The 22,448-nt window shown below is 73.8% G+C and carries 22 protein-coding genes; 10 read left to right on the top strand and 12 right to left on the bottom strand.

Translation table 11 applies throughout. The features are described from left to right. Positions 1-44: 44 nt before the first annotated feature. Positions 45-728 carry a DUF305 domain-containing protein gene (locus NDAS_RS21075; RefSeq protein ID WP_013155264.1) on the top strand — a complete coding sequence of 228 codons (684 nt, stop codon included), beginning with the start codon at positions 45-47 and terminating at the stop codon, positions 726-728. A gap of 148 nt (positions 729-876) precedes the next feature. Further along, entirely contained in the window at positions 877-1,281 is a 405-nt protein-coding gene (locus tag NDAS_RS21070) for a four-helix bundle copper-binding protein (protein WP_013155263.1), read from the top strand. 115 nt (positions 1,282-1,396) lie between these two features. Here the strand turns inward: NDAS_RS21070 and NDAS_RS21065 are convergent, their stop codons facing one another. From NDAS_RS21065 to NDAS_RS21050, 4 genes are all read right to left on the bottom strand, one after another. Continuing rightward, a complete protein-coding gene (locus tag NDAS_RS21065) occupies positions 1,397-1,744 on the bottom strand; it encodes a hypothetical protein (protein ID WP_013155262.1) in 348 nt (115 codons plus the stop codon). Positions 1,745-1,835: 91 nt separating this feature from the next. Continuing rightward, positions 1,836-2,702 carry an LLM class F420-dependent oxidoreductase gene (locus NDAS_RS21060; protein ID WP_013155261.1) on the bottom strand — a complete coding sequence of 289 codons (867 nt, stop codon included), beginning with the start codon at positions 2,700-2,702 and terminating at the stop codon, positions 1,836-1,838. 212 nt (positions 2,703-2,914) lie between these two features. Continuing rightward, positions 2,915-3,484, bottom strand: a complete 570-nt coding sequence (locus NDAS_RS21055; protein WP_013155260.1) for a TetR/AcrR family transcriptional regulator — start codon at positions 3,482-3,484, stop codon at positions 2,915-2,917. 81 nt (positions 3,485-3,565) lie between these two features. Next, positions 3,566-3,892: a DMT family transporter gene (locus NDAS_RS21050; RefSeq protein ID WP_013155259.1), complete on the bottom strand. Its 327-nt coding sequence runs from the start codon at positions 3,890-3,892 to the stop codon at positions 3,566-3,568. A 144-nt stretch (positions 3,893-4,036) separates the two neighbouring features. On the opposite strand from NDAS_RS21050, the gene NDAS_RS21045 reads away from it, so the two are divergent. The 4 genes from NDAS_RS21045 to NDAS_RS21030 all read left to right on the top strand — a co-directional run bounded on the left by NDAS_RS21045 (position 4,037) and on the right by NDAS_RS21030 (position 6,303). Continuing rightward, positions 4,037-4,432 carry a DMT family transporter gene (locus tag NDAS_RS21045; protein WP_232051596.1) on the top strand — a complete coding sequence of 132 codons (396 nt, stop codon included), beginning with the start codon at positions 4,037-4,039 and terminating at the stop codon, positions 4,430-4,432. 62 nt (positions 4,433-4,494) lie between these two features. Beyond that, the gene (locus NDAS_RS21040) at positions 4,495-4,698 is read left to right on the top strand and encodes a hypothetical protein (RefSeq protein WP_013155257.1); all 204 of its coding nucleotides are present in this window, start codon (positions 4,495-4,497) and stop codon (positions 4,696-4,698) included. Positions 4,699-5,004: 306 nt separating this feature from the next. Continuing rightward, on the top strand, positions 5,005-5,586 hold the full coding sequence (locus NDAS_RS21035; RefSeq protein WP_013155256.1) for a GNAT family N-acetyltransferase: 582 nt from the start codon (positions 5,005-5,007) through the stop codon (positions 5,584-5,586). A gap of 225 nt (positions 5,587-5,811) precedes the next feature. Further along, positions 5,812-6,303 (top strand): FBP domain-containing protein, encoded by a 492-nt coding sequence (locus NDAS_RS21030; RefSeq protein WP_013155255.1) that lies wholly within the window; start codon positions 5,812-5,814, stop codon positions 6,301-6,303. Positions 6,304-6,633: 330 nt separating this feature from the next. On the opposite strand, the gene NDAS_RS21025 is transcribed toward NDAS_RS21030, so the two are convergent. Further along, the gene (locus NDAS_RS21025) at positions 6,634-6,828 is read right to left on the bottom strand and encodes a DUF1918 domain-containing protein (protein ID WP_013155254.1); all 195 of its coding nucleotides are present in this window, start codon (positions 6,826-6,828) and stop codon (positions 6,634-6,636) included. A gap of 220 nt (positions 6,829-7,048) precedes the next feature. Between NDAS_RS21025 and NDAS_RS21020 the strand changes: the two genes are divergently transcribed. Next, positions 7,049-8,245, top strand: coding sequence for an ABC transporter ATP-binding protein (locus tag NDAS_RS21020; RefSeq protein WP_013155253.1), 1,197 nt, complete (start codon positions 7,049-7,051; stop codon positions 8,243-8,245). A gap of 74 nt (positions 8,246-8,319) precedes the next feature. After that, positions 8,320-9,225: an ABC transporter protein gene (locus NDAS_RS21015; RefSeq protein WP_013155252.1), complete on the top strand. Its 906-nt coding sequence runs from the start codon at positions 8,320-8,322 to the stop codon at positions 9,223-9,225. A gap of 127 nt (positions 9,226-9,352) precedes the next feature. On the opposite strand, the gene NDAS_RS21010 is transcribed toward NDAS_RS21015, so the two are convergent. From NDAS_RS21010 to NDAS_RS21000, 3 genes are all read right to left on the bottom strand, one after another. After that, positions 9,353-10,684, bottom strand: a complete 1,332-nt coding sequence (locus NDAS_RS21010) for an alpha/beta hydrolase family protein (protein ID WP_013155251.1) — start codon at positions 10,682-10,684, stop codon at positions 9,353-9,355. A 414-nt stretch (positions 10,685-11,098) separates the two neighbouring features. Next, entirely contained in the window at positions 11,099-11,752 is a 654-nt protein-coding gene (locus NDAS_RS21005) for a response regulator (RefSeq protein ID WP_041552903.1), read from the bottom strand. Positions 11,753-11,801: 49 nt separating this feature from the next. Next, positions 11,802-13,496, bottom strand: coding sequence for a sensor histidine kinase (locus tag NDAS_RS21000; RefSeq protein ID WP_013155249.1), 1,695 nt, complete (start codon positions 13,494-13,496; stop codon positions 11,802-11,804). Between the two features lie 151 nt (positions 13,497-13,647). Between NDAS_RS21000 and NDAS_RS20995 the strand changes: the two genes are divergently transcribed. Further along, positions 13,648-14,904: a hypothetical protein gene (locus tag NDAS_RS20995; RefSeq protein WP_013155248.1), complete on the top strand. Its 1,257-nt coding sequence runs from the start codon at positions 13,648-13,650 to the stop codon at positions 14,902-14,904. Positions 14,905-15,250: 346 nt separating this feature from the next. Here NDAS_RS20995 and NDAS_RS20990 read toward each other — a convergent pair whose 3' ends face one another. Together NDAS_RS20990 and NDAS_RS20985 are read right to left on the bottom strand one after the other, a co-directional pair. Then, positions 15,251-16,864 carry a nucleotidyl transferase AbiEii/AbiGii toxin family protein gene (locus NDAS_RS20990; protein ID WP_013155247.1) on the bottom strand — a complete coding sequence of 538 codons (1,614 nt, stop codon included), beginning with the start codon at positions 16,862-16,864 and terminating at the stop codon, positions 15,251-15,253. Positions 16,865-16,956: 92 nt separating this feature from the next. Then, positions 16,957-17,541: a TetR/AcrR family transcriptional regulator gene (locus NDAS_RS20985; RefSeq protein ID WP_013155246.1), complete on the bottom strand. Its 585-nt coding sequence runs from the start codon at positions 17,539-17,541 to the stop codon at positions 16,957-16,959. A gap of 267 nt (positions 17,542-17,808) precedes the next feature. On the opposite strand from NDAS_RS20985, the gene NDAS_RS20980 reads away from it, so the two are divergent. After that, positions 17,809-18,702, top strand: coding sequence for an oxidoreductase (locus tag NDAS_RS20980; protein ID WP_041552901.1), 894 nt, complete (start codon positions 17,809-17,811; stop codon positions 18,700-18,702). Between the two features lie 383 nt (positions 18,703-19,085). On the opposite strand, the gene NDAS_RS20975 is transcribed toward NDAS_RS20980, so the two are convergent. Both NDAS_RS20975 and NDAS_RS20970 read right to left on the bottom strand, forming a co-directional pair. After that, positions 19,086-21,650: a penicillin acylase family protein gene (locus NDAS_RS20975; RefSeq protein ID WP_197724859.1), complete on the bottom strand. Its 2,565-nt coding sequence runs from the start codon at positions 21,648-21,650 to the stop codon at positions 19,086-19,088. Positions 21,651-21,914: 264 nt separating this feature from the next. Beyond that, positions 21,915-22,379 carry a hypothetical protein gene (locus NDAS_RS20970; protein WP_013155243.1) on the bottom strand — a complete coding sequence of 155 codons (465 nt, stop codon included), beginning with the start codon at positions 22,377-22,379 and terminating at the stop codon, positions 21,915-21,917. Positions 22,380-22,448 lie beyond the last annotated feature (69 nt).

Raw genomic sequence — 22,448 nt, 5'->3', positions numbered from 1 at the left:
GCGCCCCGCGCCATGCGCGAAGAAGCCATGAAGAAGGACCGACGATGACCACGCAGTTCCGTACCCGCGCGTTCCCGGCGGCTCCGGCGGCACTGGCCGCCGCCCTGTTCCTCGCCTCCTGCGGCGGCGGGGAGGCCCCCGACCCCGCGCCCGGGTCCGCCGAGCAGTCGACGGCCGAGCAGTCGACGGCCGAGCAGCCGACGGCCGAGTTCAACGACGCCGACGTCGTGTTCGCCCGGATGATGATCCCCCACCACGAGCAGGCCGTGGAGATGTCCCGGCTCGCCGAGGACCGGGCGGGGGAGGAGGTCGCGGCCCTCGCGGCCGAGATCGAGGCCGCCCAGGGGCCCGAGATCGAACAGCTCCGGGGGATGCTGGACGCCTGGGGGGTCGAGCCCGAGGGCGACGGGGAGCACCACGGCATGTCCGGGATGATGACCGAGGAGCAGATGGCGGAGCTGGAGCGGGCCGAGGGGGAGGCCTTCGACACGCTGTTCCTGGAGTTGATGATCGCCCACCACCGGGGCGCGGTCCGGATGGCCGAGGACCAGCTGGAGAACGGCGTTGACCCCGAGGCCGGTGAGCTGGCCCGGGAGGTCGTCGACACCCAGGAGGCCGAGATCGAGGAGATGGAGGCGATGCTCGGCCGAGGTGGCGGCTCCGGGGAGGACGGCACCGGACAGGGCGGTTCCGGACAGGACGCCGAGGGGGACCACGGCGGTCACTGACCCGGCCCGACCCGCGGCGGGCGCCGGGACCACCCGGCGCCCGCACCGGCCCCCCCGGGTTTGCCCCGACGCCCGTCGGTTAGTGGGAGTGCGGACCAGGGCCGGGGGCGCCCGCCCCCGGCGCCGCACGACGCCGAGGGGGAACGCCATGAGCGTGGCGAGCCGGATGCTGGAGACCTATCCCAAGGACCTGGGCGGGGTGGACCGCGAGAGGCTGCGGGCCTGCATCGAGGCGTGCTTCGAGTGCGCCCAGGCCTGTACCGCCTGCGCGGACGCCTGTCTGAGCGAGGACGGGGTCGCCGACCTCGTCAAGTGCGTCCGCACCGACCTCGACTGCGCCGACCAGTGCGAGACCACCGGCCGGGTGCTCTCGCGTCACACCGGTTACGACGCCAATCTGACCCGCGCGGTCCTGGAGGCCTGCGCGCAGGCCTGCAAGACCTGCGCCGACGAGTGCGAACAGCACGCCTCGATGCACGACCACTGCCGGGTGTGCGCGGAGGCGTGCCGACGCTGCGAGCGGGCGTGCCGTGAGCTGATCGACACGCTCTGACCCCTGCCCGGAAGGCGGTTCCGGACCGTCCGGACGGCGGGCCGGGCCGCCCGTGGGGGGCGCGTCGCGGCCTTCGGGGCAGGGCGCGCCGCCGGGGCCGTCGCGGCCCCTGCGCTCAACGGCGGCCCCGGGCCCGGTACTGCTCGACGAGTTCCTCGTGGTCGCCCGGATCGGCCTCGACCAGATGGGCGGTGCGCCCCAGCTCCGCCCCGATCCGCGCCGCGATCTCCTCCGCCCCGGCCCGGGTGGCGTGGAGGCCCGCGACGACCGTGTGGCCGGTCCCCACGGGGTCGTCCTGCTCCTCTTCCGTGCGCGCACCCAGGCTCCAGGGCACCTCGCACGGACCCGTGTGCGACGGGTCGGGGCACAGGAGCCGCGCCACCGGCTCCTGGAGCGCGAGCACCTCGTCGAGGCTGTCGTATCCGGGCACCAGGACCTCGAAGACGCGCGGTCCGTCCGCCATGTGCCACCCCCTGTGGTCGAGCCCCCGACGGTACGCGCCGCGGCCCCGCTCCGCACGCGGATTTCCGGCACGGGTGCCGGAACCGCCCGGTTCAGGCCTCCGCGACCTCCGGCAGGACGGAGCCGAGCAGCTCGACCGCGCGGCGGGGGTCGGAGAACCCCTGGCCGTACACGTAGGCGACCGAGAACCCGGTCGCGGCCAGCTCCAGCAACCGACGGACCAGCGCGTCCCGCGTGGTGTCGGGGGTGACGGAGAAGGTCGTGGTCCTCTCGATCCGGTCGTAGTCGCGCCCCAGGTCCTCGCAGTGCCGCCGGAGCACGTCGAGCTTGTGCGCCGCGTCCGGGCCGCCGAAGATGTTGCACGCGTCCGCGTACTGGGCGACCATGCGCAGCGTCTTGCGCTCCCCGCCGCCGCCGATCATCAGGTACGGGTGCGGTGTGGAGATGTTCTGCGGCGAGTTGAGGGTGCGCTCCAGCGTGTGGTGCCTGCCCCGGTAGGGGCCCTCATCCCCGCCCCACATCTGGAGGCAGATCTGGACCGTCTCCTCCAGGCGCTCGAACCGCTCCGCCGTGGACGGGAACGGGATACCCAGGCCGTGCGCCTCGTCGGCGTACCAGGCGGCCCCGATGCCCAGCCCGGCGCGTCCGCCGGACAGCGTGTCCAGGGTGCTGATCTGCTTGGCCAGCACACCCGGTTCGCGGTACACGGTCCCCGTGACCAGGGTGTGCAGGAGGACCCGGTCGGTGTGCGCGGCCAGGAAGCCCAGGGTGGTGTACGCCTCCAGCATGGCGTTCTCCTGCGGGCCGATGTCCCCGCCCATCTGCCAGAAGTGGTCCATCACCGTGAGCCGCGAGACGCCCGCGGCCTCGGCGGCGCGGGCGGTGTCGGCGAGCGCGGGGCCGATGGCGGGCGTTCCGCCGTCCCAGGTGAAGTCGGCGACGTGCATACCGAGTTCCATGCGTGTCCTCCTCGACGCGTGCCCGGAGGGTCCCGGACGGGCCCAGTCTGCTGCCTGTGCCCCGTGCGTGCCGGTGTGTGACACGGCCCGGGACCGGGGTCTTCCGGAACGGCGCCGGGGTGCGGTGCCCGAGGCGGGCGGGCGGTTTCGGGTGCGTGTGGCGCCCAAGGCGGAATCGGGGCGCCGGGGCGCGTGGTGTTCGGGTCGCGCGGTCAGCGCCGGACGCCCAGGGTGTGGCGCAGGACGGCCTCGATCTCGCCCACGGTGGGGGTGTCCCCTCCCAGCAGCACGCGCGCGCACAACCCGTCCGACACCGAGGGGAAGGCCTCCACCGCGACCGGGTCGTCGGTGTGGCGCCGGGCGATCTCGGTGAGGGTCTGCCGCCAGCGCAGGGCCATGGGGCGCAGCGCGGGACGGCGCGCGGCGAGCAGGGTCAGCTCCCGCTCGGCCAGGGCGCGGCGGCGGTCGGGCCCGGCGGCCTCGGCGATGAGCTGGGCCAGGGTCGCGAGGTCGTCGCCGTCGGCGTCCATGACCCGGCGCAGCTGGGCGATGTAGGAGTCCGAGGCCACGGTCAGGGCGGCCACGAGCAGGTCGTCCAGGGTGGCGAAGTAGTAGGCCACCGAACTCGCGGGCACCCCGGCCTCCCCGGCGACCGTGCGGTGGGTGGCCCCGGAGACCCCGTCGCGTTCGATGACGCGCAGGGCCGCGGCGATGATCGCCTCCCGCTTGCGTTCGCCCCGGGCGCGGCGTCCGTCGACCCGCGCACCGGTCGTTCGCGTCATCTCCGCCTCCAGGGCCGCGTGCTGCTCGGCTCGCTGGAGTCTAGCAGCGCGCGCTCCCGGCGTGCGGGCGGGCGACGGGCCTCAGGCCGCTCCGAGCTGCAACAACACCACCCCCAGGGTCGCGAGTCCGATGCCCGCGGACTGGGCGCGCGTCAGCCGGTCGCCGAGGAGGAGGGAGCCGGCCAGCGTGACGGCGATGACGCCCGCGGCGGCCCAGACGGCGTAGGCGAACCCGAGGTCGAGCCCTTCGAGGAGGGCCAGTGAGAACAGGTAGTAGGCGCCCAGGACAGAGGCGACCGTCAGCGCCGTCGGCATCAGCCGGGTGAACCCGTCGGAGTAGCGCGTGGCGAGGGCTCCGACCACCTCCAGGGCCACGGTCCCGGCGAGGAGGGCGTAGGCGAGCAGCATGCTTCCTCCCAGATGTTTCGCGTCGGAGCAGAGCCTCACACAAAACGAACGATAGTTCAACTAGTTCTGGTCAAGGCATCATTGCTCCAGTTCTGGTCCATGGGATATAAGTTGAACTATCGTTCATATAGGTTCGGGGCGTATGTGTCCCGTGATGCGGAGGGGTACGCCATGGCCTGGTTCTTCCTGGTCGCGACCGTCGTGACCGAGGTACTCGGGGCGTTCGCGACCCGTGCCTCGGACGGCTTCACCGCCCCGGTCCCCACGGTGCTGGCGGTCGTCAGCGTGGTGGCGGCCTACTACCTCTTCTCCCTCGCGCTGCGGCACGGGATGCCCGTCGGGGTGGCCTACGGCCTGTGGACGGCGCTGGGCGTGGCCGCCGTGGCGGCCCTGGGCGTCGCCCTGCTCGGGGAGGCGCTCACCTGGCCGCGGGTGGGCGGTCTGCTGCTGGTGACCGTCGGCACGGCGTTCCTCCAGATGGGCGGGCGGGAGGAGGGGGAGCGGGCCGCCGCGGGGCCGACCCCCGGGCCAGGGGAGTGACCGGGGGCGGCGCGTCCTAGGATGGCCCGCATGCCTCCTCTCCAACGCCCCGGAACACTCCGGTGAAGGTCTCCTCGGTCGTCTCCTTCGTCGTCTTCGTGGCCGTGTTCGTCCTCTCACGCCAGGCCTCACGCCGATTCCTGGCCGAGACGGTCGAACTCTCCGGCTTCGTGCTCGAAGCCGCCTCGTTCGCGGCCTCGCTGGCCCTGGCCGGGCTTGCCTCCGGCGCGGTCCTGTACACGGCGCGCCTCTTCCAGCGGGACTGACGTCCGGTCGGCGCCGGGAGGGGACATCACGCGCCGAGTGCCCGCGGATAACGGGAAAGTCCCAGTACACGGCGGTGACGGCCGTACGGGAGGGTCGGAACCTAGACTTTCCCGTGTGGGAGCGGAGAGGGTGCACGGGGACGTGCGCGGTGCGGCGGACAGCCCCTGCGACGTGCACCGGGACGCACGCGGTACGGCCGCGAGGACGCCCGGTGCGCACGGGGGCCTCCTCCACGCGCCCGGTGACCGACCCGGAGAACGAAACCCCGCCGCCCCCTCCGGCGCCCGCGCCCGGCGGGAACTCCCGTGACCGGCTCCGGCCGCGGACACCGCCGCGGCGCCGCACCGGGAACCCCGGCCGACCAGGCCGGTCCTCGGGGGCCGTCCGGTGTCCGCCTCACGCGGAGGCTGCGCCTGGACCCCATCGGCCCCGAGCACGCCCGCGAGCTGTGGCGGCTGCACCGGGACCCCGGCGTCGCCCGCTGGTACGGCGGCAGGTGGACGCGTGGGGAGGCCTGGGAGAGCGCCCTGCACATGGAACGCGCCTGGGAGACCGACGGCGTCCACAAGTGGATCGCGCACGACCGGTGGACCGGCGAGCTGGTGGGGCGCGGCGGCCTGTCCCGCGCCGTGGTGGACTCCCTGTGGTGCCTGGAGGTCGGCTGGGCGGTCCGCGAGTGCTTCTGGGGGCTCGGCTACGCCAGCGAGATCGGCCGCGCGGGGCTGGAGTTCGCCTTCGACCACCTCGGCGCGGACGAGGTGGTCTCCTTCACCGAGGTGCACAACCTCCGTTCCCGCGCGGTCATGGAACGGCTCGGTTTCGGCTACGCGCGCGAGATCCGCCACGGGGGAGAGCCCTTCGCGCTCTACCTGATCAGGCGCCCCTGAGGCGGCGGGTGCGCGAGGCGTCGGCCCACGGGCCGTGGGCGCGGGGCGGCCGACCCGCGCCGGGGAGCGGTCGGCGCGGGTGGGGTGGGTCACACGGGGCACGGGCCGGTCGGGGCGGAGCGTGCCGGACGCCCGGCGGCGTGGGAGTTCCGGTCCGCGCGGGGGCGGTACGCCGCGCCGTAAAAACGTTGCCCGGGTCCGACCTGCGGCGTTAGCGTCCCCCTCATGAGAGCTTTGACTGAGCGGGACATCCGCACGTCGTTCGTGAACTGCTCGAAGGGGGAGGCACAGCGGCTCTCGCTGCCGCGCGACCTGGACCGGCGTCCGTGGGAGGACCTGGACTTCCTCGGCTGGCGCGACCACACCGCGCACGAACGCGCCTACCTGGTCACCGAGCGCGGCGACCGGCTCGTCGGCGTGGCCTTCCGGCTGTCGAACGCCCGCGTCGGGCTGCGCCGGAGCGTGTGCTCGGTGTGCCTGACCACCCACCCCGGGCGGGGCGTGGCCCTGCTGGCCGCGCCCAAGGCCAGGCGCGCCGGTCAGGACGGCAGCACGGTGGGGCTGTACATGTGCACCGACTTCGCCTGCTCGCTGTACATCCGCGGGAAGAAGCAGCCGGAGCCGGGCGGGCGGTTCGAGGAGTCCCTCACCGTGGACGAGCAGATCGCCCGCGCCTCGACCAACCTGGGCGGCTTCCTGGACCGGTTGTCGGCCTGACCAGCGCGTAGACCCCGGACACCACGGCCACGGACACCACGGCGGCGGGCGTCACGCCCGCCGCCGTCCTGTGTGCCCGCCGTGTCGCGGGCCGTCACCGGGTCCGGCCCCGAGAACCGGGGCGTCTGTGCTGTCCCGGCGGCCCTGACCGCCCCGTCCGTCCCGTCCGCCCCCGGTCGCTCCCGGGGGGCCGACGGGCGGGCCGTCCCGTTTGGCCGGATGCCGGGGCGTCCCTGGTGGTCCGGTCAGCTCCTCCGGTGCCCCTCAGCCCGGCGTGCTTCCCCCGCGGCTCATCCGTTCCGGGTGACCCAGCCGCCCCTCCGGTGCCCCTCAGTCCACCGGGTGCCGGGGCTCCACCACCGTCTCCGGCCCGGGGTAGACGAGCCGTTCCTCCCCGTCGGGGAACCGCACCACGTACGGCGGCCCGTCGTCGGCGCCGCGTACCTCCACGATCTCCCCGACGTGCTGACCCTCGGTGCTCACGACCCCGTGCGTACGCACGTAGTCGCCGATGGACGCCCGCATGACCTCTCCCCCCGTTCGACCGGTTGGCCGTCACCCACGGGACCTACCCGAAACGCCGGTCCGGCGAAACGGCCCCCGGCGAGACGGCTCCCGGCGAGGCGGCTCCCGGCGGCACCGGGTAGGCACAAGTGCGTATCCGGTCCCCGACGAACCACAGATGTGGGGCCGGGGCCCCTCTTCCTAGCGTGGTGCACCACGAGAGCGGAAGAGAGGGGAAACCGTGCTCACGGTGCGCGAACTGACCAAACGCTACGGGGGGAGGACGGCGGTGGACGGACTCACCTTCACCGTCGAACCCGGGCGGGTGACGGGCTTCCTGGGACCCAACGGCGCGGGGAAGTCCACGACCATGCGGATGATGCTGGGCCTGGCCCGGCCCACGTCGGGAGAGGCGCTGGTCAACGGCCGGGAGTACGGGCGGCTGGACCGGCCGACGCGGCGGGTCGGCGCCCTGCTGTCTCCGGACGCCGCCCACCCCGGGCGCAGCGCCCGCGCCCACCTGACCGCGAAGGCCGCGGGCGGCGGTATCCCGAGGAGCCGGGTGGACGAGGTGCTGGAGGAGGTCGGCCTGACCGGCGTCGCCCGCCAGCGGGTCCACGAGTACTCCCTGGGCATGCGCCAGCGGTTGGGCGTCGCGGACGCGCTGCTGGGGGATCCGGGGGTGCTCCTGTTCGACGAGCCGGTGAACGGGCTCGACCTGGACGGCGTGCGGTGGATGCGCGACCTGACGCGGCGGCTCGCCGACGAGGGGCGCACCGTGTTCGTCTCCAGCCACCTGATGAGCGAGATGGAGATGGTGGCCGACCACCTGGTCGTGGTGGGGCGGGGGCGGCTGATCGCGGACGCGCCGATCTCCGACGTGATCGCGGCCTGGTCGCGCACGCACGTGCTGGTGCGCAGCCCGGACGCCGCGAGGCTGCGGGAGGGGCTGGAGCGGCTGGGGCCGTCGGTGCGGGTCGAGGCGATGGAGGACACCTGGGACGACAGGGGTGTTCGGGGAGTCGGGGAGGCCGGTGACGCCCGTGATGGCGGTGATGTCCGGGACAGCGGTGACTCCGGTGCCGAGCGATCAGCACGGGGTGCCGGTGGCGGACGGGGCCGAGACGGTCGTCAGGACCGGGGTGACGGCCGGGACCGGAGCAGCGACCGGAGCACCGGCCTGAGGGTGTTCGGGCTCGGGGTGACGGAGGTCGGCGACCACGCGCACGCCGTGGGAGCGCGGATCCACGGGCTCCGGCTGGAGGAGGCCTCGCTGGAGGAGGCCTACCTGGAATTGACCGGGGACTCCGTCGAGTACGGCGCCCGCTCCGGGCCCGCTGCCTCCGGCCGGGACGCTGCGGGGAACGCGGCGTCTTCCGGGAGCACCGCGGGACCGGCCGGGCCACTGCGCCGCGTGGGACGCAGGGGGTCCCGGTGAACCGGTGGCGGAAGGAAGGGGCGCGAGCCCTTGGCGGGAGCCGAAGCGGGCGGGACGACAGGGGTGAGGAGAGCATGACGGGTGTGTCGAGGGTGTCCGGTGCCACGGGTGCGAAGGAGGGTTCCGAAACCCCCGTGAGCGCCGAGGGAACGCGGCGGGCGGCGGGGACGGCGACGGCGGCCGACCGCTCCGGGGGCCGCCCCCGGACGGACCTGTTCCGGGAGGTCGCCGCCGAGTGGATCCGGCAGTCGTCCCTGCGCTCCACGTGGTGGGCGTTCGGCGCCGCGCTGGCGGGCATGGCCGTGTTCGCCGCGCTCATGGGCTACACCGAGTGGACCCGGATCATGGAGAACCCGGACGAGGCGGACGGCGCCGCGTTCATGCGGCTCACCTCGCAGGGGCACTTCTACCTGGTGCAGACCGCCGTGCTGGTGATGGCCGCGCTGACCGCGACCGGGGAGTTCGGCAACCGCAGCGTCACCAGCACGCTGCTGTGGCGGCCCGCCCGGGGGACCGTGCTGGTCGCGCGCACGCTGGTGTCCGCCGGACTGGCCTTCGCGGCGGGCGTGCTCGCCACGCTGACGGCGGTCGCGGTGCTGAGCGTGTTCGTCGGCCGGTACGCCTCCGCCGACGTCGCCGAGACCCTGGTGACGTCGCTGAACGCGGGCGTGTGCATGGCGCTGTTCGCGGTGCTGTTCGTCGGGATCGGCACGGCGACGCGGAGCATGCCGGGCACGTTCATCGTGGGGTTCCTGCTGCTCATGGGGCTGCCGATGGTCATGCAGCTCTCCCAGGTGCAGATGATCAGCGACTTCGCGGCGCTGATGCCGGGAACGGCCGGGATCGAGTTCTACGCGGGCGGTGACGTGGGCTTCTACACGGCTCCGCACGACGGGCCGGTGAACATCGCCGCGGTCGCGGGCTGGGCCCTGGCCGCGCAGATCGTGGCCCACACCGAACTGCGCGTGCGCGACGTGTAAGGGACCGGAGGAGCCTGACGGGGCCCTACCGGTGGCCGGAGGCCCGGGACGCGCCTTGCGCGTCCCGGGCCTCCGCGGTGCCGGGTGCGGGTACCTAGCCCGAGCCCTCCCGGCGCCCGCCCGGGGACTAGTCCTCGCCGACGAACTCCATCGCGGGCAGGTCCGGCGAGGGGCCGTCCAGGATCGGCTCCCGCTCACCGCGCAGGTGGGCGTCGAAGAAGGCCGTGACGTAGGCGCGCTGCGCCCGGACCGACTCCTCGGGGTCGACGGTGCCGATCGCCCCCTCCACCAGGTCGGGCCAGGCGCGGCTGCCCGGCTGGAGGGCCTCGTCGACGCCGGGCAGGACCCACTGGTGGTCGGTGTAGCTGAAGTGCTCGCCCTCGGCCATGTACAGCTCCAGGACGTCCACTGAGGAGGCCTCGACGAAGGTCCGGAACCCGGCGCTGTACCCGCTGTGGTGCGGTTCGAGCCCGACCCCGGCCCTCCCCGCCGTCAGGAGCGCGAAGGGGCGGTCGGCGCCCCGCAGATTGGCCTCCGACCACACCTCGTCGCCGACGTGGTAGCCGATGGTGCCGTCCAGGTCCAGCCCCGCGTCGACGCGGTCGTCCTCCAGCATCACCTCGGCGGCGGTGAGCCCTCCGGCGGAGTGGCCGAACATGCCCACCGCGTCCAGGTCCAGCGCCCCGCCCAGGCCCTCGGGGGGCTCCTGGCCGCCCGCGTCGGGGCTGCCGCCCTCCGCGAGCGCGGTCAGCCCGTCCAGGACCAGGCGGGTGTCCGCGCGCCGGACCGCGACGGCCTCCTTGAGGGCCTCGGTGCTGAAGGAGGGGGCGCTCGTGCGCAGTACCCGGCCGTCGGGCATGTCCACGGCGAGCGTCTCGTAGGGGTGGTCCATGGCGGCCACCACGTACCCGTGGGAGGCGAGTTCCTCCAGGTGCAGGGTGTTGAGGAACCGGGACTGCTCCATCCCCGGGGAGTAGAGGACCACGGGGAACGGGCCGGTGCCGGCGGCCGGGACGTGCTGGAGGGCGTTGACCCGGAAGGCGTCGAAGTCGACGCTGTCGCGGTGGAGCCCTCCCTGCTCCAGCTCGCTCCTGAGGACCCCGGCGACGGAGGGCGTGACGTAGGGCGCGGGTTCTCCGGTGCCCGTGCCGTCCCCGGCGGAGGTGCCGCCCTCCCCGCCTGCGCCGGTGCCTTCTCCGGCCGGGTACCAGACGCTGACCATGACGTCCCGTTCGGTGGCCTCCTCCACCCAGGGGTGGCCGCGGTCGGGGTCGACCAGGTGCAGTTCGGTCCGGCCGACGGCGTGCGGGCCGGTGGGTTCGGGCGGGGTGAGGACCACGCTCCCGGAGTCGGTGGCCGCGTTGAGGGCGGCGGGGATCGAGAACGCCGCGGCGAGGACGAGGGCGGCCGACCCGTAGGCGGTCGCGCGCCTGGCGCGGACGGAGTTGGTGGTGTTCATGCCGACCATGCTCGGGGCCGGGGCGCCCGGCGCACATCGCCTGGACGGCAGCGGCCGGGTAGGCACAAAGGGGTAGGGCGGGCGGTGGGAGCGGGGCGTGGGGGCGTGGGGAACGGGGTGAGGGCACGCCGACGGAGGGGGCCCTGGGGACCCCCCCGATTCCATCGAACCGCAGCGGCCACCCCCACCGCCAGCCCCGATCCCCGCCTGTGGACAACCCGCGAACCCGCGTCCGTGGGCCCGTGTCCCCGGGCCGACCGGTGCCCGCGGACGGCTTCCACCGGCGGGCTTCTCGTCCAGCGCGCCGGGACCGGACCGGGACTGGAACGGGAGCGGACTGGGCCGGGCCGGGGCCGGATCAGGAGCGGGCTGGGTCCGGGAGCGGACCGGACCGCGGCCTCAGGCCGGTCCGGCTCAGACCAGTCCGGCCTCGTAGGCCACGACGGCGGCCTGCACCCGGTTGCGCACGTCGAGCCGGGTGAGGATCGACCCCACGTGCACCTTGACCGTGCCCGGGGCGATGGCCAGGCGACGGGCGATCTCGTCGTTGGAGCACCCCTGGCCGACCAGCGCCAGCACCCCGCGTTCGCGTTCGGTGAGCCGCCCGACGCGTTCGCGCGCCGCCGACGCGCGGGACAGCCGCCCCCCGGAGGCGTCCAGCTCGTCGATCACCCGGCGCGCCACCTCCGGCGACAGGTACGCCCCGCCCTCCGCGACCGCGCGCAACCCCTCCACCAGCTGCCGGGGGTCCCCGCTCTTGAGCACGAACCCGCTGGCGCCCCCGGACAGGGCCCGCGCGATGTAGGCGTCCTCGGAGAACGTGGTGAGGATGACCACCGCCGTCCCCGGGTGCTCCCGGGAGATGACCTCCGTCGCGGTCAGGCCGTCCGTGCCGGGCATCTGCACGTCCAGCAGGGCGATGTCGGGACGGTGCTCGGCGACCAGGGCCACGGCGGCGGCACCGTCCCCGGCCTCGCCCACCACCTCGATCCCCGGCGCCGCCGACAGGATCGCGCGCAGCCCGGCGCGCATCATGGCCTCGTCGTCGGCGAGGACGAGGCGCAGCACCCCGGCACCGTCTGTCGCGTTCACGCCGACACCCTACTGGGACGCCCGGTCAGTCGGTCCGCTGGAGCTCGTCCTTGGCGACCAGGACACCGTCCTCGAAGCACAGCCGGTACACCGGCGGCAGCCCGTTCTCGTACCGGGACAGGTAGAAGAGGCACCGGGCACCGGGCGGCGCGGGCGGTTCGGAGGCCCGGGCCGACACCGAGTGCTCGGGGTAGGAGAACCGGGGGAGCACCTCCTCCACCCGCTCCCGGTCGTCCCCCACGGTCAACCGCCCGTACCGCTCCGGAGACAGGACGGTGTTGACGCCCACCCAGGACAGCAGGCCCAGGCCGACCGCCGCCAGCCCCAGGCCCAGCGCGGCCGGAACGGCCACGGCGGCCACCAGTCGGCGCCGCGCGCGGGCGCGGGCCTCGCTGTGAGCGCGGTGCGTCTCCGACTCCCCGAGTTCCTCCGCCCCGCCCTCGGCGCCGGGGTCGGGCACGGTCGCCCGGACGGTGAACCCCGCGCCCTCCCCCCGGCCCACGGCGAAGCTCCCGTCGAGCTCCTCCACCAGCGCACGCAGCCCGGCCAGGCCGGACCCGCCCCCGCTCCGCGCGGGCAGGACCGTCCGCACGGCCCCGGGCGGTCCGGTGTCGCTGACCGACACCCGGGTCCGGTCGGACTCGCGGACCACCCGCACGGTCACCTCCGCCTCCGGCGCGTACTTGGCCGCGTTGGTCAGCGCCTCCTGGACCACCCGGTGCACGGCGCCGCCACCCGGGGCGGCGGGATCCGGATCGGGGCCCTCCCGCAGCAGCCGGACCCGCATACCGGCGTCCGAGGCGCGCTGCACCAGGGCCGCCACCGACTCGCCCGTGCCCGGATCGTCCGTGTTCAGCGCGCCTGCCTTCGGACCGCCCGCGCCCGGTCCGGAAGCGGCTTCACCGTGGCCGTCGCCACCGTCGTCCTCGCGCAGCACCCCGATGATCTCCCGCAGCCGCAGGTTGGCCTCGTGCGCCGCCGTGCGCAGCTCACCGGCTGCCCGGCCCTGCTCGGAGTCCTCAAGAGCGGTCATCTCCAGGGCCGCCGCGCGCACCGCGATCAGCGCGAGGTCGTGGCCGAGGGAGTCGTGCATCCGGGTCGCGATCCGGGCGCGCTCCCGCAGACGGGCGCGGTCGGCCTCGGCCGCGCGGGTCCGCTCCATGCGTTCGGCGATCTCCCAGCCGCCCCGCCACACCCGGCGGCGCAGGCGCTGGTAGCGGCCGAACAGCCACGGGGTGAGCGTGCTCAGCGCGATGACGAGGACGACGCCCAGCCAGTCCACGGAGTCGGACAGGAACGCGCGGACGCCCGCACCGAACACGAGCCCCGCCGACAGGTGCAGGACGAGGGTGAACGAGCACGCCACGACCACCATCGTCACCACCGGGCGCACCCGTTCCGAGCGCAGGCCGGTGAGCAGCGCCAGCACAGCCACGGCCAGCCAGGGCGAGATCACGGTGGTCTCCACCACCAGGAACCCCGAGGCGGACGTCTGCAGGACCGCCCCGCTGAGCATGACGCCCAGGGAGACGAACGGCAGGGGACGGGACAGGGCCGCCGCGACGGCCAGGGCGGCCAGCAGGAGGCACGCTTCGAGGACCGGCGGCCGGTCGCGGACCCCGGAGAGCTCGATCACGATCAGCGCGCCCAGAAGGGCCCACAGCGCGGCCTCGAAGGCCGGACGGGCCCACCCGCGCGGTTCTCTCCGGATCTCCCGCATGGCCACAGGTTAGTCAGCCCTGCCGTCAGTACCCCTGCCAGCACTCCCGTCGGGCGGTGTCTCCGGAGCCGCGCCGAACCTTCCCGCCGCGCGGAGTGTCGGAGGTACATGCGACAAAGTCCTGATCACCCCCGACACCAGGAGAGAGCCCGTGCCATCCGGATTCCACAGCCCCGGTCGCCCCGATGACCTGCCGCGCCCCGAGGTGCTCTGGACGCTCGGCGCGCTGAGGATCGCGCTGTCCGCCGGCTTCGGCCCCGTCTGGTCGGAGGGGCACCGGGTCGAGGACGACGGTGTCCTGCTCCTCCAGGACGGCGGCGGCAACTGGTGGCGGATGGCCCGTGTCGAGGGCGGTCGGTACCTGATCATCGGCTGGGACCGGGCGGGGAGGACCGACAGTGCCTTCCGGCCCCCGGTCAATCCGTACGCGGACGCCCCGGAGTGGCTCCCCTGGGAGTGGATCTCCCGGCTGGAGGGCGGCGTCCCCGTCGGCTTCGTGTACTGGTGGGAGGACGGGACGTGGGCGCGCTCGACCTACCACGACCAGGTGGACGAGGACGGTTTGGGGATGCGCCTGTCCGCCTTCGTCGGCCCGGAGGAGGCCACCCACCACCTCCTGGCCCTCGTCAACGAGGTGGTGTCGGTGACCGGGGGCCCGCGTCCCGACGAGGGTGACGACCCCTTCGACGACCTGGGGGAGCGGCTCTACACCCGGGTGAAGCACACCGTCGAGGGAGGAGCGGTCGACTTCGGCTTCCTGGACCCGATGCCCTTCGACACCGCCGCGGCCACCAGCGTCCTCCGCGCCGCCGGGATCTCCGGGGGCGGTCGCCCCGCCGCCCCGCTTCCCGCCGGGACGGAGAAACCGGCCCAACGCGGCCGGACCCGCGTACTCAGCGACCAGGAGTGGTCGGTCCTGGTGGAGTCCGTGATGCGGACGGCCGCGGAGAGGCCGCGACCCGCGCCCCGGGAAACCGGACCGCTGCGCGAGCTGTGCGACCTCCTGCGCGGCCTGGCCGCCGAGCACGGAGGCGAAGTGACCTACACGATCACCGGCGGGAACAGCCAGAGCCAGTCCACGCTGGTGGACGCCGGGGGCAACCGGATCCAGCAGGAACCGCGCGGCCACCACGACTACGAACTGCGCCGGGTCGAAGGCCACCCCGAGCACGGCACGTGGTTCTTCCTGCGCGCCCGGGCGACTCCCGACGCGGTGGAGGTCGACCGGGCCTACGACCACCGGCCGGAGTGGTCGACGGAGTCCGCCCTCGGCGTCGGTGTGTGGGTCGGGGACGTCGCCGCGGAGATGGCCGGCCGTACCCCCGAGTGGCGCCCGGAGTGGGTGTGGCTGCTGGACGAGGAGACCGCCTACGACCCGCCCGCCGACCCGTTCGTCCGTCCGGCCTGACCGGTCCGTGCCTGACCGGTTGGTCCGTGCCTGACCGGCCCGTGCCTGGTCGGTCCGCGCCCCGGGCACGGCACGCGTTCCACCCCGGCCGGAGGTTGTGCACAGGCACGGAACAGGGCTGGCGGAGTGAGGGCCGATCGCGGTTTGCTGGAAAGCGGGGGGTCCCCCGGGCCCGCCCATCTCGACGTGCCCGCACACCGTCTCACCCCGCGCCCTGCCCGCGGACACACGGACCGCCCCCCGCAAAAAAAGGGGGGCGGTCCGCTCATTCCTCGCGGAGCCCGCTCGCTCCTCCCGAAGTCCGCGTACTCCATTCCGGAGCCCGCTCGCTCCTTCCGGAACCCGCTCACTCCCCCCGGAACACGGGGGCCATCGCCGCCTCGAAGCGGTCCACCCACTCCCCGGCGTCGCCCTCCACCCACGGGCAGTCGCTGACGAAGTCGTCCCACTCGTCGGAGTCGAGGCTGCCCTCCTCCCGCAGGAAGCGCTCGTCCACGGTCTCGGCCCGGTCGCCCAGTTCGGGGCGCAGCACACCGACCAGCAGCTCACGCGAGGGCCGCGCGCTCTCGGCCAGCAGGACCGCGTCGTAGAGGTCCTTGCCCTGCGGGTAGGTGTCCGTGTACAGCCACAGCACCTTCCAGGCCAGGGACAGCTCCGCCCCGGCCGCCAGCACGTCCGACCCCGCCACCGACACCGCCACCGGCGGCTCGGGCAGCGACTCGTTGAACACCACGTCGATCTGCACGGTGCCCGGGGGCAGGCCCCCGGCCCGCCACGGGACGACCACGCGGCGACCCGGGGCCCGCTCGTAGGTCCAGATGCTCTCCAGCCGCACGCCCTCGGCGTCGAAGGAGATCCCCTGCGCGGAAGCGTCCGTGACGGCCCCGACCACGTCCGCGAACATGCGGTCGGCCGGGTCCCCGAACGGGGCGGTCTCGGCCGGGACCACCACGAAGTCCAGGTCTCGGGGGCGCCGGGCGGCGTCACCCACCCACACCGGCATGAGCATGCTGCCGCGCAGCATGAGGCCGTCCCGCCACGGTGTACCCGAGATCGCGCGCAGGGCCAGCTCCATCGCCCGCCGGTTGGCCTCCCACCAGCGGGAGCCCAGGCCGGGGTCGGTGAACACCGGCTCACCCGCCCGGTAGGCGTCGTCCAGGTGCTTGAGCGCGGGGTCGAACACCTTGCCCTGACTCGCCTCGGGGCCGTCGGTGTTGGGCACGTAGGTGCCGGGCGGGCGCTGCCGGTAGCCGTCCGGCGCGTACACGCTCGGCTGAACCTCGTCGGCGTCGCGGACCGGGGCGGCGTCCATCCACCCCGCGTCCACGGACAGGGCGGTGTCGTGGACGACGAACTCCCGCTCGACGGACAGGACCCTGGGCTGCCACCCCTCCTTGTCCTCGAAGGTCACCCCGGCCCTCTCCAGGGCCTTCAACAGCGCGTGTTCGAACCGGGCGGCCTCCCTGTGGCCCACACGTGAGCACCGCTGGGTGACGAACCGTTCCTGGAAGCCGTCGTCGCGGACCCTGCGCGCGTTGCGCGACAACCGGGCGCGGTGGGGTTCCACGATCGCGGACAGCGCCGCCAGGTCGGCCGACGCGGGGAGCAGGAGTTTGACGTGCGTCTCGAAGTAGCACGACTCCGGCAACAGCTCGGCCTCCTCCCGGTCCCAGGGCACCCCGGCGGCCCGGCGGGACACCTCCAGCTTGGTGCGGGTGACCGCGAACCCGGCCCCTGCCAGCAGGGCCGCCCAGCGCTCCGCCACGGCCAGCTCCCGCGCCAGGGTGCTCCCGTCGGAGTGGTAGGTGACCATCGGCTGTGACGGGGACTCGCCCCGGTCCAGCTCGATGTGGGTGAACTTGAGCCCGTGCTCGCGCGCCCACTCCGACGCCTCCGCGACGCGCCCGGGGGCGGTCGCGTCCAGGGTCAGGTGGGTCTCGAAGTCACCGGAGAACTCCATCGGGGGCCTTCTTCTGTCTCGGGGGCCTTACGCCCCGGGGGTACCTCGCCCGTGGGACGTATGGGGCGGCCGTCCGGTTCGGGACCCGGGTGTCAGCGCGGCCCGAGGCCCTCGAAGAGCACCCCGACCATGTCCGCGAGCTTGGCGTCGATCTCCTCGGGGGAGGACGTGGCCGTGAGCGCGACCAGGCCGTGCATCGCGGCGGACACGGTCATCGTGACGGCTTCCGGGGTGCCGCCCGCGATCTCCCCGGCGGCCTGGGCGTCGAGGATGGGGCGCATCACCCGTTCGAGCAGCCGCCCCACGGCGGCGTACAGCTGCTCGGAGACGTCCGGGTCGTGCTTGCGCGCGTACATGAGGTCGAGCAGTGCGGCGTGCTCCCCCGCGAACCCCACGTAGGCCCTGGCCAGGGCGAGAACACGGGTCCGCGCGTCACCCGCCTCGGGTTCCGCCGCCTCCAACCGCTCGGTCAGGCGCTCGAAACCGCTGAGCGCGAGCGCGTCCAGCAGCGCCTGCTTGTCCCGGAAGTGGCGGCCCGGCGCGGCGTGGCTGACCCCCGCCTCGCGGGCGATCTCGCGCAGGGACAGCGCGGCCTGCCCCCGTTCGGCCAGGGCGCGTTCGGCGTTGGCGAGCAGGACGGCGCGCAGGTCTCCGTGGTGGTAGGGGCGGTCGGCCATGGAAACCAGGATAGACCGACGCCCCCGCGGTCCTCGTGGCCGCCGTGGACAGCCCGGGCGGGCTGGGGGCGGCCCGGGGGAGCCGGGAAGCCGGGAACAGCCCGGGGGAGCCGGGGCGCCAGGGACGGCCCGGGGCACCAGGGACAGCCCGGGGTGTTGTGGCCGACGTGGTGTCTGTGACTGCTGTGAATACTGCGGACAGCCCGGGGTGTCACGCTCTCCGTGGCCGCCGTGGACAGCCCGGGTGCGCTCGCCTACCGTGGCGCAATGGACACCACAGCGGTCAGCATCCCCGACCTGAGCGGCCGTACGGCGGTCGTCACCGGAGCCAACAGCGGCCTGGGCATCGAGACCACACGCGTCCTGGCCCGTGCGGGCGCGCGCGTCGTGATGGCCGTGCGCGACGTGGCCAAGGGGCGCGCCGAGGCCGCCGGGGTGCGGGGTGACACCGAGGTGCGCCACCTGGACCTGGCGGACCTGGCGTCCGTGCGCGCCTTCGCCGAGGCCTGGAACGGCGACCTCCACCTGCTCATCAACAACGCGGGTGTCATGGCGGTCGCCAAGGGCGTGACCAAGGACGGGTTCGAGACACAGTTCGGCGTCAACCACCTCGGCCACTTCGCCCTGACCAACCTGCTCCTGGAACACGTCACCGGACGGGTGGTCACCCTCTCCTCCGGAATGCACCGCATGGCCCGGGGCATCGACTTCGACGACGTCAACCTGGACCGCGGCTACACGCCCTACCGGGCCTACAACCAGTCCAAGCTCGCCAACCTGCTGTTCACACTGGAGCTCCAGCGCCGCCTGGACGCGGTGGGCTCCCCCGTGCTCTCCACCGCCGCCCACCCCGGCTACGCGGCCACCAACCTCCAGAGCCACGGGGCCAACCCGATCTCCAGGGCGGCCCTCATGCTCGGCAACAGGGTCTTCGCCCAGAGCGCCGCCAACGGCGCCCTCCCCACGATCTACGCCGCCACCCAGGACGTGCCCGGCGCGGCCTTCGCCGGACCCAAGGCCATGGGCGGCACGCGCGGCGCCCCCGCCCTGTCCAGCCGGAGCGAGGCCGCCTGGGACGGTCGCGCCGCCAAGCGCCTGTGGACGCTGTCGGAGGAGATGACCGGGGTGAGCTTCCCGCTGCGGTCGTCCGACCCGGTCTGACCGGCGGTGGTGCGCGCCGGTCCTGCTCGGCTTCGGATCTGAACGGCACGCCTGTCCCAGGATGTGCGCCCGTGCCACTCGGCCTCGTTCTGGAGCGGCACGTCTGCCCCGGGGCGTGCGACGGTACCGCTCGGCTTCGGTCTGGAACGGCACGCCTGCCTCGGGACGCGCGACGGTACCGCTCGGCTTTCGACCGGAAGGGCACACCCGTCCCGGGGTGCGCGCCGGTACCGCCGTCCCCGTCCGCCCCGCCCACCCGCGTCACACCGGCAGGGCGTGCGTTCAGCCCGGACCCGGTACCCGCCGACGAGCACCGTGAGCACGAGACCGGCGCGGGTGGGAACCCCATGGTTCCCACCCGCGCCGGTTCCGGACGACTTCCTCTACGGGTTGAGGACCAGTTCGTCCGTGGCGGCCGCGCGCACGGCCTCCTCGGTGACCGCGAACGGCAGGGTCTCACCCCGGCTCCACGGCTCCAGCTGGTCGTCGTAGTTGGGGTGGAAGGCGTGTCCGGAGTTGCCGGTCAGGTGGACCCAGGTCGACGCGTCGCGGTCGGCCAGGTCCACCACCATCCGCATCGACGGCACCGCCGTGATCGCGTACCCCGCGGTCGGGTCCCAGCCCGTGGCGTTGACGATGCTGGCCCCGCCCGAGCTCTCCACCGGGCCCCGGTTGAACAGCCACTCGACCGGACCGATGCCCGACGTTCCGAACGACTCGTGGGTCGCGGTCAGGGTGTGCAGGTCCCCCCAGCGCCAGTCGGCGGGGTCCCCTCCCAGCAGCTCGGTCAGCTCCTGGGCGGCGGCGTCCATCGCCGCGGCCAGCACCTCCTCGCGCCCGCTGGCCTCGGTGCCCCGCCACCAGTCCGAATCGGGGTCCTCCAGCAGCCGGCCCACCACGTACATCCCGCGCGAGCTGCCGCTCATGGTCAGCGGCTCCAGTTCGTCGAACAGCAGCGGCAGCAGGTGGCGCCAGGTGGCCTGGTAGAACGCGGCCCCGGCGGAGTCGGTCCCGGTGAACAGGTCCCACTCCCGCAGCTGTTCCTGGGCCTGGGCCGTGACCCCGTCGACGTCCGCCTCCAACAGGTGCGGCACGACCTCGACCGCGCCGCCGTGGAAGGAGTCCATGTGGATGCGCGACATGTCCTCACCGGTCACCGGCCCCTCGCCGATCGCCTCGGTGAGCAGGTCGTTGATCCGCTGGGACCGGTACCCGTAGTCCCAGTCACTCGTGAGCATGTGCTCGTAGTCGGCGTCCACGACCGACTGGTTGGCGGTGACGATGACGCCCGACTCGGGGTTGTACACGCTCGGCAGCTCCTCGAAGGGGAGGTACTCCTCCCAGTCGTAGGCGGAGTCCCAGCCGGGCGCCGGGTAGCGGCCGTCGCCCTCGCCGCGCACCGGCACCAGGCCGGGGGCCTGGTAGCCGATGTTCCCCTCCTCGTCCGCGTAGACGAGGTTCTGCGCGGGGGCCTCGAACCGGCTGGCCGCCTCACGGAAATCGCCCCAGTCCCGGGCCCGGTTCAGCGCGAAGATCGAGTCCGCGGTCCTGCCCGGCTGGAGCGCGGTCCACCGCAGGGCGACGGCGTACTCGCCCTCCTCCGCGCCCTCCAGCTCCGGTTCCTCCGCCAGCGCCTCCAGGTTCGCGCCCGCGGCGGTGTCGGACAGCAGCGGCCCGTGGTGGGTGGAGCGCACGACGATGTCGACGTCCTCGCCGCCCGCGACCCGGACGGTCTCCTCACGGGTCTCCAGCGGCCTGGTCCGGCCGTCGACCACGTAGCCGTCGCCTTCGATCCGTTCCACGTACAGGTCCATGACGTCGGGGTTGAGGTTGGTGAACCCCCACGCGATCGACTCGTTCTGCCCGATGATCACACCGGGCAGGCCGGAGAAGCTGAAGCCGCTGACATCGTAGGGGCACGCCTCGGTGAGCTCGGTGCAGTGCAGGCCGATCTGGTACCAGGTGGAGGGCATCGACGCGCCCAGGTGGGGGTCGTTGGCGAGGAGGGGCAGCCCGCTCTCGGTGTGCTCGCCTCCGACCACCCACGAGTTGGACCCCAGGTCGGGGCTGGTGCTGGGACCGAGCATCGAGGGCAGTGACGCCGCGGTGGCGGCCACCCCGGTCAGCGCGGTGACGGCCTCCTCCGGCAGCTCGGGGGTGCGCCGTTCGTCGGCCTCCCGCAGGTCAGCCTCGTCGGAGTCCTCGGAACCCCCGGACTCCCCGTCGGCCCCGGCCTGACCGTGCTCGTCGGTGTCGGTGATGGGCAGGTGCTCCTCGTGGGGGTAGGCCGGGTACAGCTCCTCGATCTGCTCGCGGGTCATCCCGGCGTCGAGCAGCTGGGCGCGCTCGGTCTCCTCCGTCATGTTGCCGCCCAGGTCCCAGGCCATGGCCTTGAGCCAGGCGAGGCTGTCGACCGGCGTCCACTCCTCGATCTCGTGGCCGCCGTTGAGCACGGAGAGCAGCCCGTACTCCAGGCTGGCCTTGGTGCCGTCGTTCTCGGCCAGCCAGGCGTTGACCCCGGCCGCGTAGGAGTCGAGGTGGGCCTGCGTCTCCGGGGCGAGCAGCTCGTACTCCTGCTCGGCCACGTGCCGCCAGCCCATGGTGCGCAGGTAGACGTCGGTGTCCACCTGGTCGGGGCCGAACAGTTCGGCGGTGCGCCCGGCCGTGACGTGGCGGCGGAAGTCCATCTCCCAGAAGCGGTCCTGGGCGTGCGTGAAGCCCTGCGCCATGAACAGGTCGTGGGTGTTGTCCGCGTAGACGTGGGGGACGCCGTGCTCGTCGCGCAGCACGGTGACGGAGGACTCCAGCCCCGGGAGCGGGAGTTCTCCTGATGTCTCCGGGAACGACCTCCGGACGGTCCATATCCCCAGGAGCGCGCCGACCAGGGCCAGCACCACGACCGCAGCGAGGAAGCCCAGAAGTACGCGAACAAGGACACGCTTACGCATTACACCCATAGCGGAACCCTAGGGTGTCCGCGGTCACAGTCTCCAGGGCCGGAGTGCCGCACGGACCCAATTGTTACCAACTGGTAGGTGACGGGGGGCCGAACGTCGGCTGACACGAACCACCTGGTCAGAAGCGGACAGCCGCCCGGTGGGATCCGTGCTGTCCGCAACCGGTCGCGTCCGCCGCGCGGCACAGGTCGTGCCCGCCGCGCGGCACCGGGCGGTGCCCGTGGGGACACCGCCCGTGGCATGCCCCCGCGCGACTCAGCCCACCGTGTCGAGGTAGACGCGTATGACGGCGGCCAGGTCCGCGAGGTCGTCGGTCGGCTCATGGGCGGTCTGGGCGAGCTGGACCGGTTGGATGGGATCGGCCAGCAGGTCGCCGCCCGGCACGCTGGGGAGCGGGGGCATGTAGGGGCGGACGAGCGCGCCGGGGGCCTCGTCGTCACGGGGACGGGGAAGGGGGACGCGGATCCCATCGGTGTGAGGGGCGAGCGCTCGTGTGAGCTGGGAGCCGCGCTGCGCGTGGGCACGTCGCTCGCTGGTCAGGGGCGTGGGCGGTAGCTCCCGGCGCCGGGGCGGCGGCGTGAGCGCGACCCTCTCGCGGTGGGGGCTCAAGGGGACGAACACGTAGGCCAGGGCTACGGCCAGCACGGCGGCGGTCAGCGCCCACACGCGTCCGGCCAGGCTCTGGCGGGGCCTGCGGTGTCGGCCGGTAGGGTTTTCCATGGTCTTCCTCCTGGTTGGTTCAGGTGGTTGATCGAGCCCCGGCCCGGTGTTGGCGCACCGGTCGGGGCA

This window comes from Nocardiopsis dassonvillei subsp. dassonvillei DSM 43111 (genome assembly GCF_000092985.1).
Taxonomy (GTDB): domain Bacteria; phylum Actinomycetota; class Actinomycetes; order Streptosporangiales; family Streptosporangiaceae; genus Nocardiopsis; species Nocardiopsis dassonvillei.
Note: the sequence above shows the minus strand (reverse complement) of the source record. Positions and strands in the feature narration are given on the sequence as shown.

Bases quoted from the DNA above. Each gene is read 5' to 3' on its own strand.
- NDAS_RS20970 (WP_013155243.1), bottom strand. From the start codon at position 22,379: ATGGAAAACCCTACCGGCCGACACCGCAGGCCCCGCCAGAGCCTGGCC.
- NDAS_RS20980 (WP_041552901.1), top strand. From the start codon at position 17,809: ATGGACACCACAGCGGTCAGCATCCCCGACCTGAGCGGCCGTACGGCG.
- NDAS_RS20985 (WP_013155246.1), bottom strand. From the start codon at position 17,541: ATGGCCGACCGCCCCTACCACCACGGAGACCTGCGCGCCGTCCTGCTC.
- NDAS_RS21075 (WP_013155264.1), top strand. From the start codon at position 45: ATGACCACGCAGTTCCGTACCCGCGCGTTCCCGGCGGCTCCGGCGGCA.
- NDAS_RS21030 (WP_013155255.1), top strand. From the start codon at position 5,812: ATGAGAGCTTTGACTGAGCGGGACATCCGCACGTCGTTCGTGAACTGC.
- NDAS_RS21065 (WP_013155262.1), bottom strand. From the start codon at position 1,744: ATGGCGGACGGACCGCGCGTCTTCGAGGTCCTGGTGCCCGGATACGAC.
- NDAS_RS20975 (WP_197724859.1), bottom strand. From the start codon at position 21,650: ATGCGTAAGCGTGTCCTTGTTCGCGTACTTCTGGGCTTCCTCGCTGCG.
- NDAS_RS21055 (WP_013155260.1), bottom strand. From the start codon at position 3,484: ATGACGCGAACGACCGGTGCGCGGGTCGACGGACGCCGCGCCCGGGGC.
- NDAS_RS21000 (WP_013155249.1), bottom strand. From the start codon at position 13,496: ATGCGGGAGATCCGGAGAGAACCGCGCGGGTGGGCCCGTCCGGCCTTC.
- NDAS_RS21010 (WP_013155251.1), bottom strand. From the start codon at position 10,684: ATGAACACCACCAACTCCGTCCGCGCCAGGCGCGCGACCGCCTACGGG.
- NDAS_RS20990 (WP_013155247.1), bottom strand. From the start codon at position 16,864: ATGGAGTTCTCCGGTGACTTCGAGACCCACCTGACCCTGGACGCGACC.
- NDAS_RS21050 (WP_013155259.1), bottom strand. From the start codon at position 3,892: ATGCTGCTCGCCTACGCCCTCCTCGCCGGGACCGTGGCCCTGGAGGTG.
- NDAS_RS21015 (WP_013155252.1), top strand. From the start codon at position 8,320: ATGACGGGTGTGTCGAGGGTGTCCGGTGCCACGGGTGCGAAGGAGGGT.
- NDAS_RS21070 (WP_013155263.1), top strand. From the start codon at position 877: ATGAGCGTGGCGAGCCGGATGCTGGAGACCTATCCCAAGGACCTGGGC.
- NDAS_RS21025 (WP_013155254.1), bottom strand. From the start codon at position 6,828: ATGCGGGCGTCCATCGGCGACTACGTGCGTACGCACGGGGTCGTGAGC.
- NDAS_RS21060 (WP_013155261.1), bottom strand. From the start codon at position 2,702: ATGGAACTCGGTATGCACGTCGCCGACTTCACCTGGGACGGCGGAACG.